The organism is Streptomyces massasporeus (assembly GCF_014648995.1).
In the GTDB taxonomy this organism is placed as follows: Bacteria; Actinomycetota; Actinomycetes; order Streptomycetales; family Streptomycetaceae; genus Streptomyces; species Streptomyces massasporeus.
In genome coordinates this window covers 982249-996879 of the sequence record NZ_BMSE01000002.1, presented here as the reverse complement: position 1 = coordinate 996879, position 14631 = coordinate 982249, and the positions used below count along the sequence as shown (strand labels likewise).

Sequence of the window (14631 nt, the reverse complement as noted above, 5' to 3'; positions counted from 1 at the left end):
GCTCATGACGACGCACCACGAACAGACCAACGACGCCACCACTTTGCGGACACGACCTAGTGCCGCAGCGGCCAGCCCGCCCCCGCGGCATGGTCGGCGTCGCCGCCCTCATCCAGATAGCGCCCGCACACCTCCGTGAGCACCTCCAGCAGGCTCAGCGGATCCGGCAGCGCGTGCTCGGGCCCGCGCACCCACCGCACGGCCTGGCCCTCACCGGGCAGCGTCGCGGGCGGCACGAGGACGTAGGAGCCCCGGCAGTGCCAGCGCAACCCGGGGTGCTCGTCCGCCGTCTCGGGGTGGCAGTCCAGTTCGCACGGCCACCACTCGTCCTCGTCCTCGGGCGTACCGCGGGTGAGCGTGAAGAACAACAGGCGGCCGTCGTCGCTCTCGGCGACCGGCCCGACCTCGATCCCGGCGGCGAGCAGCCGCTCCAACGCGTCGCGACCGGCGTCGAGGGGCACGTCGAGGACGTCGTGCACCATGCCGGTCGCGGTGATGAAGTTGGCCCGCGGCTGGTGGCGGGCCCAGCGCTCGATCTGGGCGTGGTCGGTGGTCGACTGCGTCTGCCAGGCGAAGGACACCGGGTGCCGGGCGGGGGTGGGACAGCCGACCCGGTCACAGGAGCAGCGGTACCCGGCCGCCGGATGGGCCGCGGGCGCGAGGGGCAGTCCCGCGTCGGCGGCGGCGAGCAGCAGGGCCTCACGGCCGCCGTCCCCGGCGGTCTCCTTCGGCCGGCGCCCGGCGCGCAGCCACTGGGTGAGTTTGCCCTGCAGGCCGGTCCGGCCGCCGAACTCCGCGCTCATCTATCCCCTCGCCTCGCCGTCGTGCGGAACAGCATGCCTCATCGTCCCATCTTCCCGCGCACCGGGGGGCCAGTGCCCACATCCGGGACACCGGGGACGCAACGTACACCGGGCGTCCGATCGGAGGAGAAACGGCGATCCCCGCTCTCGGCATGATCGGGTGTCATTGCCCGCTTTGACATGACATGGCGTCCTACCGTGGTCGCCATGGTCACAAGGATCGCGCTGACGGGTCTGGCCTCCGTGGCTTCCGTGGTCTCGCTGACCCTCACGGGACCCGGCGGCCGCGCCCCGGCGCCGCTGGAGTGGGGCGCGGGTCCGCTGACCGTGGCGGCCCTGCCGAGGATCACGTACGTCGCGCACCGCGGCGGCGCCCGCGAGGTCCCCGAGAACAGCATGGCGGGGCTGACGACCGCCTACGAGCGCGGGACGGCGCAGGTGCTGGACTTCGACACGCGGCTGCTGCGCGACGGCACGCCGGTGGTGTTCCACGACGAGACCCTGAACCGCACCACCTACCTGGGCGGCGCGGTGGGCGGTCTGGACGCCCGGGAGTGGCAGGGCGTACGGCTGCGCCCGAAGGACCGGCTCCCGGGGAGCTGGCGGTCGGAGCGGCCGCCGACGGTCGCCGAGGTGCTGGATCGTTTCGGCGGGCGGATCGTGCTGATGCTGGAGGCGAAGGACCCGCGGAGCCTGGACCGGCTGGCCGAGCTGATCCGGGCCCGCGGCCTGACCCGCTCGGTGTTCGTGAACTCCAACGACCCGGAGGTGGCCCGGCGCGTCCACCGCCTCGGGCTGCTCTCGCAGTTGTGGCGCTCGGCGCAGCAGCTGCGCACGGACCGCCCGGAGCGCTGGAGGTCGTTCGTGGACCTGCTGGACGTGGACCACCGGGCGCGCGACGCGGACCTGGTGCGGGCGGTGAACTCGGGGATCGCGCGGGTGTGGGCGCACACCGTGCTGACGGACGCGCAGCGGGACCGGGTGCTGGCACTGGGCTGCGGCGGTGTGATCACGGACGCGCCGGGGCGCCTGGCGCGGGCCGCTCAGCGCGGGGCGAGGCCCTGAAGGGCGTAGTCGACGAGGGTGTCGGTGTACTCGTAGGAGATCGGGCCGGTGTGCTGGAGCCAGCGCTGGGCGAGCGGGGAGACGAAGAGCTCCAGGGCGATGCGCGGGTCGATCTCGGGCCGCACCTGACCGGCTTCCTGCGCGGCGCGCAGCCGGGCGATGTAGAGGTCGAGTGAGGGCTGCATCAGCTTGGCGACGAGCTCGCGCCCGAGCTGTTCGTTGACGACGCCCTCGGCGGCCAGCGCGCGCGAGGGTGCCTCGAACCTCGGGTCGCGCAGTTCGTCGACGGTGGCGCGCAGAACGCCCTTGAGGTCGGCGGCGAGATCGCCGGTGTCCGGGAAGGCGTACGGCGTCGACCCGGCCTCCTCCACGGACTGCTCGGCCAGGTCGAGGAACGCCTCCATCAGGACGTCCGCCTTGGACGACCACCAGCGGTAGATCGTCTGCTTGCCGACACCGGCGCGGGCGGCGATGCCCTCGATGGTGGTCTTCGCGTAGCCGGCCTCGACGACGAGCGCGAGGGCGGCGTCGTAGATGGCGCGACGGGACTTCTCGCTGCGCCGGGTGGAGTCGGGGGCGGGCTTGCCGGGAGCGGGCTGGGTGGATTTCTGGACGGCCATGGGCCGAATTTATCAGGTTGACAAGACGGAGCGTCTCGCGGACAGTGGAGCCGTACCGAACGAGACGAACCGTCTCGTCATGGTGAGTGGCTATGGAAGGAGCCCGAGATGACCCGAGGCGGAGCCGGAAACATGCTGGGTGTCGGCGGATCGCGCAAGAACCTCGGCCGCAGGGAGCTGCGCGGCGGCGGCCGGGGCGGCCGGATCGGCGGCGGCCTCGACCCCCAGGCCCAGAAGCGCGAACTGCTGCGCCAGCTCCAGGAGAGCCGGCAGCAGCGGGAAGTACGGGAGGAGGGCACGGCCGGCGAGGCGTCGTGAGCCTCCCCCGCGCGAGGGAGAGCAGACCCCCGCGCGCGGGATCCTCCCGGGCGGTCCGGCGGATGTACTGGGGCCCGGAACAAGCCCCATGGCGGTCGCGGCCCGCGACCGGCGGACATCCGGCACCACGGATCCCCGGGAGGACTCGGCTCATGAGCACATGGACCAGACGACGGCTGCTCACCTCGGCGGCCACGGCCCTCCCGGCGGCGGGCCTCGCCGTCACGGCGGCGCCGCCCTCGCGGGCGGCGGTGGCAACCGCCCGTCCCGGTGACGTCGACGTCGCGGACGCCCTGCGTGCCCTGCCCGGACTGCGCCTGATCGAGGAGCGGCACGACGCCGAACCGGGCTACCGGCACTTCGTCCTGGGCCTGCGCCAGCCGGTCGACCACACGGACCCCGCCGTCGGCACCTTCGAGCAGCGCCTCACCCTGCTCCACACCGCCGCCGAGCGCCCCACCGTGCTGCTCAGCACGGGCTACCAGGCGGTCCTCACACCACGGCGGAGCGAACCGACCGTTCTGCTCGGAGCCAACCAACTCCAGGTCGAGCACCGCTACTTCGGCACCTCACGCCCCGCGGGCCCCGGCTACACGTACCTCACCGTCCGTCAGGCGGCCGACGACCACCACCGCGTCGTACGGCTCTTCCGCCGGCTCTACCCCGGCGCGTGGATCTCCACCGGCGGCAGCAAGGGCGGCATGGCGAGCGTCTACCACCGCCGGTTCCACCCGCGGGACGTGGCCGGCACGGTGGTCTACTCGGCCCCGAACAACGTCGACGACCGCGACGACTCGGCGTATCTCCGGTTCCTGGAGACGGTCGGCACCCCCGCGTCCCGGGAGTCCCTGAAGGCGGTCCAGCGGGCCGCCCTGCTGCGCCGGGCCGACCTGGTCGCCCGCTACGAGGCCTGGGCGGCCGCCACCGGCGACACCTTCCGGCTCGTGGGCAGCGCCGACAAGGCCCTCGAAATCGCCGTCCTGCGCGTGCCGTTCATGTTCTGGCAGCGCGGCACCCCGGCCGACGTCGCAGCGATCCCCGGCCCGGGGGCGACGCCCGACGAGCTGTACGCCTGGCTGGACGACACGGCGGGTCTGGCCCTGTACGCCGACACGACCGCCCGGCACTACATCCCGTACTGGTACCAGATCGGCACCCAGCTCGGGTACATCGACTTCCCCACCGCCCACCTCGCCGACCTGCTCCGCCACCCCGGTGCCGCCGAGCCGCGCAGTTTCGTCCCCCGGGACGTCCCCCTGTGCTTCGACCGGGCCGCCATGCCCGACATCGACCGCTGGGTCCGCCGCCGCGGCAGCCGGCTGCTGTTCGTCAACGGCACCCAGGACCCCTCCGTCGCCGAACACTTCCGCCCCGGGGGCCCGGATTCACGGGTGCTGTGGGCGCCGGGCGGGAACCACGGTGCCGACCTCGCGGACCTGTCCCCCGCCGACCGGACGGCGGCGGAGGACACGCTGGTCCGCTGGGCGGGTCAGGAGTACTTCACGCACACATTGGGCACGTAGCCCACGGTGCCGCGGTAGTTGACCTTGCGCCAGTAGTGGTAGCTGTCGATCCCGCAGGTGTTCTTGTACGAACCGCCGTCGACACCCTTGATGTCGCAGCCCTTGGTGCCCTTGTACCAAAGGCGCAGGCTGGTGGACTTGGTGCTGGCCGACTTGCGGACGTGAACGGTCGACAGGGCGGTGAGGCTCTTGCAGCTCGCCGTCGCCGCGACGGTGGCTATGCCGTCGCTCTCGACCGTCGCCGTGCCGGAGGCGCTCGGCACGAACCCGGCCAGGGCCAGGGCCGCCGCCGCCAGCGGGGCGATCAGCAGTTTCTTCACAATGTCCTCCCGTTTCAGTGGTACGCGTCGCACACGCCCGAGGGCGCGAGTTGATCTTATGCGTACCTGACAGAAGCTCAGGAGGGCGGCCAGGGGTCTCCCCAGTCTGCGTCCCGGGCGGCCTTGTACAGGTCGCCGTGGCGCTTGGTGACGGTGGTGCGGCGGAGGGACGGTTCGCTCTCGCACAGGTCGAGGAGGACCTGGCCCTTGCGGATCTGGGGGCGCCGGACGACCCGGGAGGGTGCCGGTTCGACGGGGAAGCGGGCGGCGGCGACGTAGGCGAACTTCTCGTCCTCGTAGGCGAGGGAGCCGCCCTTGACCTGGCGGTGCAGGGAGGAGCGGCTGACCCGGGCGGAGAAGTGGCACCAGTCCGTGCCGGGGACGATGGGGCAGGCGGCGCTGTGCGGGCAGGGGGCGGCGATCCGGAAGCCTGCGGTGATCAGCCGGTCGCGGGCCTCGATGAGCCGGGCGTAGCCGTCGGGGGTCCCGGGTTCGACGATCACGACGGCCTGGGCGGCGGCCGCGGCGGCGTCGACGAGGGCGGTGCGGTCGGCGGCGGTCAGCTCGTTGAGGACGTAGGAGACGGTGACGAGGTCCGTGCTCTCGAGAGTGAGCGCCGCCCCGATCCGGGAACGCTGCCAGCGGACGTCGCTCAGGTCCGGGTTGGCCGCGGCGATCTCGCGTCCCAGGGCGAGCGCGGGCTCGGCCCAGTCGAGCACGGTGGTGGGCCGCGGGCCGCCCCAGACCGCGCTCACGGCCCAGGCCGCGGCGCCCGTGCCCCCACCGAGGTCGGTGTGCCCGCCGGGCACCCACTCGGGAGCGGCGTCCGCGAACGCCTCCAGCGCGGAACGCACGGCCTCGAAGGTCGCGGGCATCCGGTAGGCGGCGTAGGCGGCGACGTCGGCCCGGTCCCGGAGGATGGGGGCGTCGGTCGGGGTGGCCCCCCGGTAACTGGCGATCAGCCGCTCGACCGCCTGCGAGGCCTGCCGGGGCGGCAGCCCGTCGAGCAGACCGGCGAGGGCGGCGCGGAGGTTTTCGGCCGGGGGTGCGGGGGCGTTCACCCGGCGATTCTACGAGGCGAGCCGGGACGGCGGGGGCGGCGCCCGCCCGGACGTCCCCGGCCCGCCTGCCGCCGAGGCGGCAGGGCCGACCCACCCCTCGGCGGAGCCGCGGGAGCGGCTCGCCTCTCACCGAAGCCGGGCAAAGGCTCACCTCGCCCCGGGGCAGCCCGCGGCAGAGGAGGCGACCCCGGCAGCGGGCTCGTCCCATCCGGGAGGGCCGCCCACCGCAGTCGGCTCACCCCACCCGGGAGGGACCGCCCGCGGCAGCAACTCGGGCCCCAGCCGGGAGGGGCAACCCGGCAGAGGCACACCCCACCCGGGAGGGCAACCAACCTCGGCAGCCGGCACACCCCACCCGGGAGGGCAAACCACGGGCAGTTCACCTCCCGCCGGAGCCCCGGAGGCGGCGGCTCACCCCGGGCGGGAGCCCACCCCCGCCACGCCAAAGCCCCGGCGCGACCTCACCGCCCCCCCGACACACACCTCGAAAGCCCGCGGCAGCGTCACCGCACCGCCCGTGCCACCCGTGACGCCGCTGCCGCTCGCGGCGCGCTGTCCGGTCGGCGGCGGCGTGGGTGGACCGCGTTGGTGAGGAGGACGAGGAACGTGTCCGTGGCCGGGTCGAGGACGAGGGACGTGCCCGTGAACCCGGTGTGGCCCGCCGCGCCGCGGCCCGCCAGGTCGCCCATGAACCACGGCTGGTCGAGCGAGAAGCCGAGGCCCGGCGGGGTGAAGAGGAGCTCGACGAAGTCGGGTCCGAGGATGCGGGCGGGGCCGTGGGAGCCGCCGGCGAGGAGGGTGCGGCAGAACACCGCGAGGTCCCGGCCGGTGGAGAACAGGCCCGCGTGCCCGGCCACTCCCCCGAGCGCCCAGGCGTTCTCGTCGTGGACCTCGCCCCGCAGCATCCCCCGGTCCGCCTTGGCCCACGGCCGGCGCTGGTCCTCCGTCGCCGCGGCGCCCGGGCACGGCCCGAAGTCCGTCGCCGTCATGCCCAGCGGCCGGGTGATGCCGTCGTGGACGAGGACGTCGAGCGTGCGCCCGGAGACGCGCTCCAGGACATGCTGGAGGAGCAGCATGTTCAGGTCGGAGTAGCAGTACGTGCCCGGCACCCCGACCGGCGGCTCCGCCTGGAGCGCCGCCAGTCGCGCCGCGTCGTCGGCGCAGTCGTACAGCGGGAGTTCGGGCCGCAGCCCGGAGGTGTGGGTGAGCAGCTGCCGTACGGTGATGCCGTGCCGGGCGGCGGCCGTGAAGTCGGGCAGGTACGCCCCGACCTTCGCGTCGATGCCGAGCGTGCCGCGCTCGATCTGCTGCACGGCGGCCACGGACGTGAACAGTTTCGTGAGGGACGCCAGGTCGAAGGGCGTGTCGACGGTCATCGGCACCCGGTCCTCGCGGGGCAGCTCCACCCCGGCGTCGGCGTCGGGGTCGTAGGCCGCGTAGCGCACGGCCCAGCCCGCCGCCTCCTCGACGGCGATCACCGGGCCGCGGCCGACGACCAGGACGGCGCCGGGCGCCCAGGGGCGCTGCCCCGTGGTGAGGACGTGGACCTCCCGGACGAGGTGACGCAGCTCCGTGGGGTCGAGTCCGGCCCGCTCCGGCGTGCCGTCGCGCAGTCTGGGTGCGCTCAGCTGACTGCCCCCTCCACGCTCGCGCGGCCGCTCTCCTTCTTCCAGGGTCGGCACATTCCCATGAAGCAGGCCAGTGCCACCAGTGCGGCGGCCAGTTGGACGACGGCCATCGGGAGGGCGGTGTCCTCACCGGCGACGCCGACGAGCGGGGAGGCGATCGCGCCGATGAGGAAGGAGGTGGTGCCGAGCAGGGCCGATGCGGAGCCCGCGGCGTGCTTGGTGCGCATCAGGGCGAGGGCCTGGGTGTTGGGCAGGGTGATGCCCATCGCGGACATCAGCACGAACAGCGCGGCGGCTACGGGCACCAGACCGACCTCGCCGAAGACGCCGAGGGACATCAGCAGCAGGGCGGTCGCGGCGGTGATGACGATCGCCAGGCCGATGCCCAGGACCCGGTCGAGACTGACCCGGCCGACGAGGATCTTGCCGTTGATCTGGCCGACGACGACCAGCCCGACGGAGTTGACGCCGAACAGCAGGCTGAACGTCTGCGGGGAGGCGCCGTAGATCTCCTGGATGACGAAGGGAGAGGCCGAGATGTAGGCGAAGAGGGCGGCGAAGGCGAAGCCGCCGGTCAGCATGTAGCCGGTGAAGGAGCGGTCGGCGAGCAGGCCGCGCATCGAGCGGAGGGCCTCGCCGACGCCGCCGCTGTGCCGCTCGGCGGGCGCCAGGGTCTCGGGCAGCCGCGTCCAGACCAGGGCGCCGATCAGCACGCCGATGACGGTGAGGACGGCGAACACGCCCCGCCAGTCCGTGACGCGCAGGATCTGCCCGCCGATCAGCGGCGCCACGATCGGGGCGACCCCGGAGATCAGCATGAGGGTGGAGAAGAAACGGGCCATGGCCATGCCGTCGTAGAGGTCGCGGACGACGGCCCGGGCGATGACGATCGCGGCGGCGCCGGCGAGGCCCTGGGCCAGCCGGAAGGCCACCAGCAGCTCGACGGTGGGGGCGAGCGCGCACAGCACGGTGGCGACGACGAAGACGGCGAGCCCGGCGAGCAGCGGGCGGCGGCGCCCCCACCGGTCGCTCATCGGCCCGACCACGAGCTGCCCGAGCGCCATGCCGGCCAGGCAGGCGGTGAGCGTGAGCTGGACGGTCGCGGCCGGCGCGTGCAGGGAGCGGGATACCTCCGGCAGGGACGGGAGGTACATGTCCATCGCCAGCGGAGGCACGGCGGTCAGGCTTCCGAGGAGGAAGGTGACCAGGAGCCCGGTGCGGCGCTGCGATGTGCGGTCGGGCCGCTCCGTCCCGGCTGCGGCCTCCTGCGCGGTGTTCGATGCCTCCTGCGCGGTCTTCGATATGGACGCCCCACCCTCGGGCATGAGTCCCTCCCTCTGACAGTCGATCGCCACCTATGCTCTCAGCTCGTACGGAATGCTCGTACGACCGCATGTACGACCGCATGGACGACTGGTCGTGCGACGGCTCGTACGAACTGCTCGGGGTCACGAGGTGGAGGCGGGGCGCGATGACGGCGGACACGGTGCGGTGGGGGATCCTGGCGACCGGCGGGATAGCGGGCGCGTTCACCGCGGACCTGATCGACCTGCCGGACGCGGAGGTCGTGGCGGTGGCGTCCCGGTCGGAGGCGTCGGCGAAGGCGTTCGCGGAGCGGTTCGGGATCCCCCGGGCCTACGGCGATTGGAACGCCCTCGCGCAGGACGAGGACATCGATGTCGTCTACGTCGCGACCCCGCACACGGCGCACCGGGCAGCCGCCGGGCTGTGTCTCGCGGCCGGGCGGCACGTGCTGTGTGAGAAGCCCTTCACGCTGAACGTGCGCGAGGCCGGGGAACTCGTCGCGCTGGCGCGGGAGCACGGGCGCTTCCTGATGGAGGCGATGTGGATGTACTGCAACCCGCTGGTCCGGCGGCTGAAGGCGCTGGTCGACGACGGGGCGATCGGCGAGGTGCGCAGCGTTCAGGCCGACTTCGGGCTGGCCGGCCCGTTCCCGCCCTCGCACCGGCTGCGGAACCCGGAGCTGGGCGGCGGCGCGCTGCTCGATCTGGGCGTGTATCCGGTGTCGTTCGCGCAGCTGCTGCTCGGGGAGCCGTCGGACGTCGCGGCGCGGGCGGTGCTCTCCGAGGAGGGCGTCGACCTCCAGACGGCGGCGGTGCTCTCCTACGACAGCGGCGCGCTCGGTTCGGTGCACTGCTCCATCGTGGGCGGCACGGCGACCTCCGCCTCGGTGACCGGCTCCCTGGGCCGGATCGACATCCCGCACGGGTTCTTCTTCCCGGACCGCTTCGTCCTGCACCGGGACGGCCGCGACGCCGAGGAGTTCACGGCCGACCCGGCGGACGGGCCCCGCAACAGCATGCGCCACGAGGCGCTGGAGGTGATGCGGGCCGTGCGCGCGGGTGAGACGGAGTCCCCGCTGGTCCCGCTCGACGGCACGCTCGCCGTGATGCGGACGCTCGACGCGATCCGCGACCAGGTCGGCGTCCGCTACCCCGACGAGACGGGCGAGCCGGAGCTCACGCCCGCCTGACGCCCCGGTCCCACGTGGTCGCGGGAGTGCTCCCGTACGCTGCGGGCCCATGAATGCCAAGGACAATGCGATCGCGGTGGTGACCGGGGCGGGTTCCGGCATCGGCCGGGCGGTCGCCGTGGAACTGCTGCGTACGGGCTGGTCGGTGGCGCTGGCGGGCCGGCGGATGGAGACCCTGGAGGAGACGGCGGCCCTGGCTTCCGGTGGCGCGGACGAGGGCGTACCCACCGGGGCGGCCGGGGGCGTACCCGCCGGGGCGGCTCTCACCGTACGGACGGACGTCTCACGCCCCGAGGACGTGAGCGCCCTGTTCGCCGCCACCGTCCAACGCTTCGGCCGGGTCGACCTGCTGTTCAACAACGCGGGCACGTTCGGCCCGGGCGGGGTGCCGGTCGAGGAACTGCCCTACGAGGCCTGGCGGCACGTGGTGGACACCAACCTCAACGGGGCGTTCCTGTGCGCGCAGGCGGCGTACCGGCAGATGAAGGAGCAGGACCCGCAGGGCGGCCGGATCATCAACAACGGCTCCGTCTCCGCGCACACGCCCCGCCCGCTGTCGGTGGCCTACACGGCGACCAAGCACGCCCTGACCGGCCTGACGAAGTCCCTCTCCCTGGACGGGCGGCCGTACGGGATCGCCGTCGGGCAGATCGACATCGGCAACGCCGCCACCGACATGACGTCCCGTATGCAGACGGGAGCCCTCCAGGCAAACGGGGAAGTCGCCCCGGAACCGGTCATGGACGTCGCGGACGTGGCGCGCACGGTGCGGCACATGGCGGAGTTGCCGCTGGAGGCGAACGTGCAGTTCGCGACCGTACTGGCGACGGCGATGCCGTACGTCGGACGCGGCTGAGCCCGCGGCGACATTCGTCAACTCATCAACTTGCACAATCGGAATGCGAACGTCCGCACTATTGCGGCCGATAGGGAGCCTATGCTCAAATCTCCTACACCAAAGCTTCACACTTGGAGCGCAGAGCTCCCGTCAGCCACATCCAGGGGGGTGGCGGCAGTCGTTCCACGGCACCGGGTGGGGGTGGATTCCGCGAGGGACCGCGGAGTACGCACCGGTGGGCGTGGAACGACTGCCGCCCACATCAAGGACCGGACGGGGGGATCACCGCCCGAGCAGCCGGTCGACCTCGGTGAGCTGCGCGCCGGTCAGGGCCCCTTTCTCCAGCGCCCCCGCGTTCTCCTCCGCCTGGGCGACCGACCGGAAACCGGGGATCGGAACCGTGCGCGGGCTGCGTGCCCACAGCCAGGCCAGGGCGCCCTGGGCGAGCGTGCGGCCCTCGCTGGTGAGGATCTCCCTGAGGACGTCGACGCGGGCGAGCCACTCCGGGTCGGCGCCGGAGTCACCGAATCCCCGCAGCCAGGCCGGGGGCCTGCTGCGGATGTCCCCCGCCTCCAGCGCCTGCCCGCCCCGGCGCTTGCCGGTGAGCAACCCCATGGCCAGCGGGCTGCGGTTGATGCTCGCGAGGCCCGCCTCCTCGCACAGCAGGAGCATCGCGGGCGCGTCCTGGAGGACGTTGAGGGCGTGCTGGACGGCGGCGCAGTGCGGCCCCTCGGCGAACACGGCGGCGCGGGCGGGGTCGTCGGTGCTCCACGCGTACGCCCGTATCAGCCCCTCGCGGACCAGTTCCTCGCACGCCTCCCGGAGCCGGGCGGCCTGCTCGGGAGCGGCGTCGGAGAGGTGGAACTGGTAGAGGTCGACGTAGTCGGTGCCGAGCCGGCGCAGGGAGGCGGTCAGGGCGCGGCGCAGATAGGCCGGGGAGTCGTCGCTCCCGGTGAGGGTGCGGGCGTCCTCGTCGAAGACGTTGCCCCACTTGGTGGCGACGACGGCATCGGCCCTGCGCTTGCCGAGGGCCCGGCCCAGCACCCGTTCGCTGTGCCCGGCGCCGTAGGTGTCGGCGGTGTCGAAGAAGGTGACGCCCAGATCGAGGGCGCGCCGCACCGCCCGTACCGACTCCTCGTCGTCGACCCTGCCCCAGCCGAGCGGCTGCCCGTCCGCGGCCTGCCATTCACCGCCGATCGCCCAGCAGCCGAAGCCGAGTGCGCTCACCTCGATGCCGCCGCGTCCCAGCGGCCGTGTGGTCTCCATGCCGGGAGACGCTAGAAGTTGGAGCGCACACGAGGACAAGCCCCCGCGGGGCCGGTGTTCAGGCCTGCCCGGTCTCGAAACGCGTGATCCGGCCGTCGTCGTCCACCTGGAAACTCCACCGGGTGCGCATCTCGCCCCAGGTGTCGTTGCTGTAGCGGGCGAGGAGGGAACGGCCGCCGTTGGACTCGTTGTCGACCTCCATGTGGCCGTGGGAGGAGAAGATCTCCCGGTCCACCCAGTCGTCGAGGTCGCGGTCGGACCCGTCGTCGGTCATGGTCGCGCCCGGCGCGAGGACCTTCATGAAGCTCTCGCGGTCGTGGTTGTTCACGGCGGTCACGAAGGCCCGGACGGCCGGATCGCTGAGGCGCGTGGTCTGAATCGTCATGCGAGCAGCCTCGTACCGGCCACGGCTCCACGCCACCGGTGCCACCCGAACGGCGTCCCGGGGCGGTCGGCGGGGCGTCGGCGATGCGACGGTGGAGTGGCGACGAGTGGTCCTGTTCCTTGTTGATTGCTGCCTGCTCCGGGAGACGACGTGAGGCGTAACGACCGACGTGATCTGGGTCTGCTGCTGCTCCGGCTGGGGGCGGGCGGCGCGCTGGCCGCCCACGGCGCGCAGAAGCTGTTCGGCTGGTTCGGCGGGCACGGCATCGAGGGGACCGGCCAGTTCATGGAGTCCATCGGCTACGTCCCCGGCAGGGCGAGCGCGACGGCGGCGGGCCTCGCCGAGGCCGGCGGCGGCACGCTGCTGGCCCTGGGCCTGGCCACCCCGGCCGCGGGCGCGGCGGCGGCCGGCGCGATGGCCGGCGCGGCGGCGGTGCACGCCCCGAACGGCTTCTTCAACCAGGGCGGCGGCTACGAGTACGCGGCGACGCTGGGCCTGACGGCGGCGGGCCTGGCCATCACCGGCCCGGGCCGCCTCTCCCTGGACCACTTGCTCGGCCACGCGGTGAACCGCGGCTGGATGATCCCGGCGGCCTTCGCGGCGACGGCGGCGGGCACGGCGGTGGTGGTGGGGGCCCGGGCGAGGCGGCTGCGGAAGGCGAAGGAGGGGGAGCAGGAGGCGTTGTTCGAGGAGGAGTACATGGAGTAAGGGGCCGGGGGCCGGGACCCGGGGCGTTGTCAGTCCCGCATGGCAGGCTGCGCCCCCATGAACGAGCAGACCCCCGCCCCTGAACTCTGGTCCACCATCGAAGCCCTGTCGGAGTGGCTCGACACCAACCGCCCGGTCGAGGGCCGCGAGGGCCTCCTCCTTCGCATCCTCAAACTCTCCGAGGAGGTGGGCGAGGTCGCGGAGGCGGTGATCGGGGCGACGGGGCAGAACCCACGCAAGGGCGTCACGCATACGTGGGAGGACGTGGAGGCGGAGCTGTGCGATGTCGTCATCACGGCGTTGCTGGCGTTGCGGACGCTTACGCCGGAGGCTCGGGAGGTTTTTGGGGGGCATTTGGCGCGAGTGCGGGAGAGGTCGCTGGGTTCGAAATGATCGTCAGACCCTTCCTCAGCCCAGAGACACCACTCCCGGAGAGATGAACCCGTGCGTTGTGAGGCGGATCGACGAATTCCACGTACTGTCCATAGCGGTCGATCCAGTCCAACTCCACGTGGAAGCCCTCGCCTGATCTGCCGTCTGCGGACTCCACTGTGAATCGCCGACCGGTATGAACGCGTCCACCCACGCAGCGGACGATGTACGTGGCCGAAAGCGTTTGCATCTCTTCCACGGCGTACAGCTGGAGCTTCCCTGACTCACGGTCACGCACGCTTCTGAACCTCCGGACTTTCCGTTCACTTCTCGCCGGGAGTGGCGGCAAGCCACTGGATCAAGCCACTTTGGGGGCATCTGCGTTGCGCCTGCAACGCTAGGTGCGCAAGGATGTTCGACGAACTGTGAGTCGCACGTGACGTGTGGGTACGCTGCAGTGATCGCGCATCACCACTGCGCAACACGCTTACGGGGGTAGGGGTATGAAGTTCGACATGGGGTCGACGACCCTGTCGGAGCTCGGGAAGAGCACCGTCGGCTCGTCCGATGACCTGGGCACGCTGATCAAGTGGCTGATCCAGGCGGCGGAGCCGTTGGAGGGGAAGTTCAACGGAGCGGGCAAGGCCGCGTTCGACACCTTCAAGCTCAACGCCGACGAGATCACGGCTGCTCTGAACGGTTCGCTCAGCGCGATCCTGGGCGGCCAGTCCGGCATGGACACCGCGTTCGGCACCGGTGACGTGGAGCTGGAGGACAACGCCCATCAGAACATGGGTTCCGCCAACTTCGACGCGGCTCGCTTCGGCGCACGGTAGCCGCGACGGCGCGGATGCGCCCGTCGACCCGAAGCCACTTCACCGTCACCGTTTCCGAGGGGGAATCCGACCATGGGCCAGAATCTGGACCGCCGTTCGTACGACACCGGCGCCTCCGGCGAGGTGCAGATCAGCCTGCATTCCGTCATCGGGCAGTTGGAGCGCGTCCTGACCGACCGCGACCGCGCCGTGAAGGCCGCGATGGCCGACTTCACCGCGGACGGCGTCGCCGACGAGTATCACGGCAAGGAAGCGCGCTGGCACCGCGCCGCCGGTGAGGTGCGCGAGATCATCCGCCTGGTCCGTACGACGATGGAGCAGAACGACGGGACCGCGCAGACGACCCTGGCCAAGGCACGGTCGGCCGTCGACAACATCGGCTGAGGCCACGCAG

At 72.5% G+C, this 14631-nt stretch carries 17 protein-coding genes; 9 read left to right on the top strand and 8 right to left on the bottom strand.

The window, feature by feature from the left end:
• Positions 1–56: 56 nt before the first annotated feature.
• A complete protein-coding gene (locus tag IE153_RS09290; protein ID WP_189589227.1) occupies positions 57–803 on the bottom strand; it encodes a bifunctional DNA primase/polymerase in 747 nt (248 codons plus the stop codon).
• A 207-nt stretch (positions 804–1010) separates the two neighbouring features.
• On the opposite strand from IE153_RS09290, the gene IE153_RS09285 reads away from it, so the two are divergent.
• Positions 1011–1868: a glycerophosphodiester phosphodiesterase gene (locus IE153_RS09285; RefSeq protein WP_189589226.1), complete on the top strand. Its 858-nt coding sequence runs from the start codon at positions 1011–1013 to the stop codon at positions 1866–1868.
• Here the strand turns inward: IE153_RS09285 and IE153_RS09280 are convergent.
• Positions 1847–2488: a TetR/AcrR family transcriptional regulator gene (locus IE153_RS09280; protein WP_189589225.1), complete on the bottom strand. Its 642-nt coding sequence runs from the start codon at positions 2486–2488 to the stop codon at positions 1847–1849. The two genes, IE153_RS09285 and IE153_RS09280, sit on opposite strands and share 22 nt — an antisense overlap.
• A gap of 108 nt (positions 2489–2596) precedes the next feature.
• Between IE153_RS09280 and IE153_RS09275 the strand changes: the two genes are divergently transcribed.
• Together IE153_RS09275 and IE153_RS09270 are read left to right on the top strand one after the other, a co-directional pair.
• Positions 2597–2806: a DUF6243 family protein gene (locus IE153_RS09275; RefSeq protein ID WP_189589224.1), complete on the top strand. Its 210-nt coding sequence runs from the start codon at positions 2597–2599 to the stop codon at positions 2804–2806.
• 152 nt (positions 2807–2958) lie between these two features.
• Positions 2959–4329, top strand: a complete 1371-nt coding sequence (locus tag IE153_RS09270; protein WP_189589223.1) for a S28 family serine protease — start codon at positions 2959–2961, stop codon at positions 4327–4329.
• Here IE153_RS09270 and IE153_RS09265 read toward each other — a convergent pair.
• From IE153_RS09265 to IE153_RS09250, 4 genes are all read right to left on the bottom strand, one after another.
• Complete coding sequence (locus tag IE153_RS09265) at positions 4296–4649, bottom strand: hypothetical protein (RefSeq protein ID WP_189589222.1); 354 nt, start codon at positions 4647–4649, stop codon at positions 4296–4298. The genes IE153_RS09270 and IE153_RS09265 overlap by 34 nt on opposite strands.
• 77 nt (positions 4650–4726) lie before the next feature.
• Positions 4727–5710, bottom strand: a complete 984-nt coding sequence (locus IE153_RS09260; RefSeq protein WP_189589221.1) for a small ribosomal subunit Rsm22 family protein — start codon at positions 5708–5710, stop codon at positions 4727–4729.
• Positions 5711–6213: 503 nt separating this feature from the next.
• Positions 6214–7392 (bottom strand): serine hydrolase domain-containing protein, encoded by a 1179-nt coding sequence (locus tag IE153_RS09255; protein ID WP_189589220.1) that lies wholly within the window; start codon positions 7390–7392, stop codon positions 6214–6216.
• Positions 7335–8663: a multidrug effflux MFS transporter gene (locus IE153_RS09250; RefSeq protein ID WP_189589219.1), complete on the bottom strand. Its 1329-nt coding sequence runs from the start codon at positions 8661–8663 to the stop codon at positions 7335–7337. Before IE153_RS09250 ends, IE153_RS09255 begins: the two co-directional genes overlap by 58 nt.
• 146 nt (positions 8664–8809) lie before the next feature.
• On the opposite strand from IE153_RS09250, the gene IE153_RS09245 reads away from it, so the two are divergent.
• On the top strand, positions 8810–9832 hold the full coding sequence (locus tag IE153_RS09245) for a Gfo/Idh/MocA family protein (RefSeq protein ID WP_189589287.1): 1023 nt from the start codon (positions 8810–8812) through the stop codon (positions 9830–9832).
• A gap of 49 nt (positions 9833–9881) precedes the next feature.
• A complete protein-coding gene (locus IE153_RS09240; RefSeq protein ID WP_189589218.1) occupies positions 9882–10688 on the top strand; it encodes an SDR family oxidoreductase in 807 nt (268 codons plus the stop codon).
• A gap of 264 nt (positions 10689–10952) precedes the next feature.
• Here the strand turns inward: IE153_RS09240 and IE153_RS09235 are convergent, their stop codons facing one another.
• Together IE153_RS09235 and IE153_RS09230 are read right to left on the bottom strand one after the other, a co-directional pair.
• On the bottom strand, positions 10953–11936 hold the full coding sequence (locus IE153_RS09235; protein ID WP_189589217.1) for an aldo/keto reductase: 984 nt from the start codon (positions 11934–11936) through the stop codon (positions 10953–10955).
• Positions 11937–11994: 58 nt separating this feature from the next.
• A complete protein-coding gene (locus IE153_RS09230) occupies positions 11995–12321 on the bottom strand; it encodes a hypothetical protein (RefSeq protein ID WP_031105251.1) in 327 nt (108 codons plus the stop codon).
• Between the two features lie 150 nt (positions 12322–12471).
• On the opposite strand from IE153_RS09230, the gene IE153_RS09225 reads away from it, so the two are divergent.
• The 4 genes from IE153_RS09225 (at position 12472) to IE153_RS09210 (ending at position 14621) form a co-directional block, all read left to right on the top strand.
• Positions 12472–13029 (top strand): DoxX family protein, encoded by a 558-nt coding sequence (locus IE153_RS09225; RefSeq protein ID WP_189589216.1) that lies wholly within the window; start codon positions 12472–12474, stop codon positions 13027–13029.
• A gap of 57 nt (positions 13030–13086) precedes the next feature.
• On the top strand, positions 13087–13422 hold the full coding sequence (locus IE153_RS09220) for a MazG-like family protein (RefSeq protein ID WP_189589215.1): 336 nt from the start codon (positions 13087–13089) through the stop codon (positions 13420–13422).
• A gap of 482 nt (positions 13423–13904) precedes the next feature.
• The gene (locus tag IE153_RS09215) at positions 13905–14237 is read left to right on the top strand and encodes a hypothetical protein (RefSeq protein ID WP_189589214.1); all 333 of its coding nucleotides are present in this window, start codon (positions 13905–13907) and stop codon (positions 14235–14237) included.
• Positions 14238–14309: 72 nt separating this feature from the next.
• Positions 14310–14621: a pore-forming ESAT-6 family protein gene (locus IE153_RS09210; protein ID WP_189589213.1), complete on the top strand. Its 312-nt coding sequence runs from the start codon at positions 14310–14312 to the stop codon at positions 14619–14621.
• Positions 14622–14631: the final 10 nt, after the last annotated feature.

Excerpts from the sequence above, each read along its gene's own strand:
- IE153_RS09290 (WP_189589227.1), bottom strand. The coding sequence starts at position 803 with ATGAGCGCGGAGTTCGGCGGCCGGACCGGCCTGCAGGGCAAACTCACC.
- IE153_RS09285 (WP_189589226.1), top strand. The coding sequence starts at position 1,011 with ATGGTCACAAGGATCGCGCTGACGGGTCTGGCCTCCGTGGCTTCCGTG.
- IE153_RS09280 (WP_189589225.1), bottom strand. The coding sequence starts at position 2,488 with ATGGCCGTCCAGAAATCCACCCAGCCCGCTCCCGGCAAGCCCGCCCCC.
- IE153_RS09275 (WP_189589224.1), top strand. The coding sequence starts at position 2,597 with ATGACCCGAGGCGGAGCCGGAAACATGCTGGGTGTCGGCGGATCGCGC.
- IE153_RS09270 (WP_189589223.1), top strand. The coding sequence starts at position 2,959 with ATGAGCACATGGACCAGACGACGGCTGCTCACCTCGGCGGCCACGGCC.
- IE153_RS09250 (WP_189589219.1), bottom strand. The coding sequence starts at position 8,663 with ATGCCCGAGGGTGGGGCGTCCATATCGAAGACCGCGCAGGAGGCATCG.
- IE153_RS09245 (WP_189589287.1), top strand. The coding sequence starts at position 8,810 with ATGACGGCGGACACGGTGCGGTGGGGGATCCTGGCGACCGGCGGGATA.
- IE153_RS09240 (WP_189589218.1), top strand. The coding sequence starts at position 9,882 with ATGAATGCCAAGGACAATGCGATCGCGGTGGTGACCGGGGCGGGTTCC.
- IE153_RS09235 (WP_189589217.1), bottom strand. The coding sequence starts at position 11,936 with ATGGAGACCACACGGCCGCTGGGACGCGGCGGCATCGAGGTGAGCGCA.
- IE153_RS09230 (WP_031105251.1), bottom strand. The coding sequence starts at position 12,321 with ATGACGATTCAGACCACGCGCCTCAGCGATCCGGCCGTCCGGGCCTTC.
- IE153_RS09220 (WP_189589215.1), top strand. The coding sequence starts at position 13,087 with ATGAACGAGCAGACCCCCGCCCCTGAACTCTGGTCCACCATCGAAGCC.
- IE153_RS09215 (WP_189589214.1), top strand. The coding sequence starts at position 13,905 with ATGAAGTTCGACATGGGGTCGACGACCCTGTCGGAGCTCGGGAAGAGC.
- IE153_RS09210 (WP_189589213.1), top strand. The coding sequence starts at position 14,310 with ATGGGCCAGAATCTGGACCGCCGTTCGTACGACACCGGCGCCTCCGGC.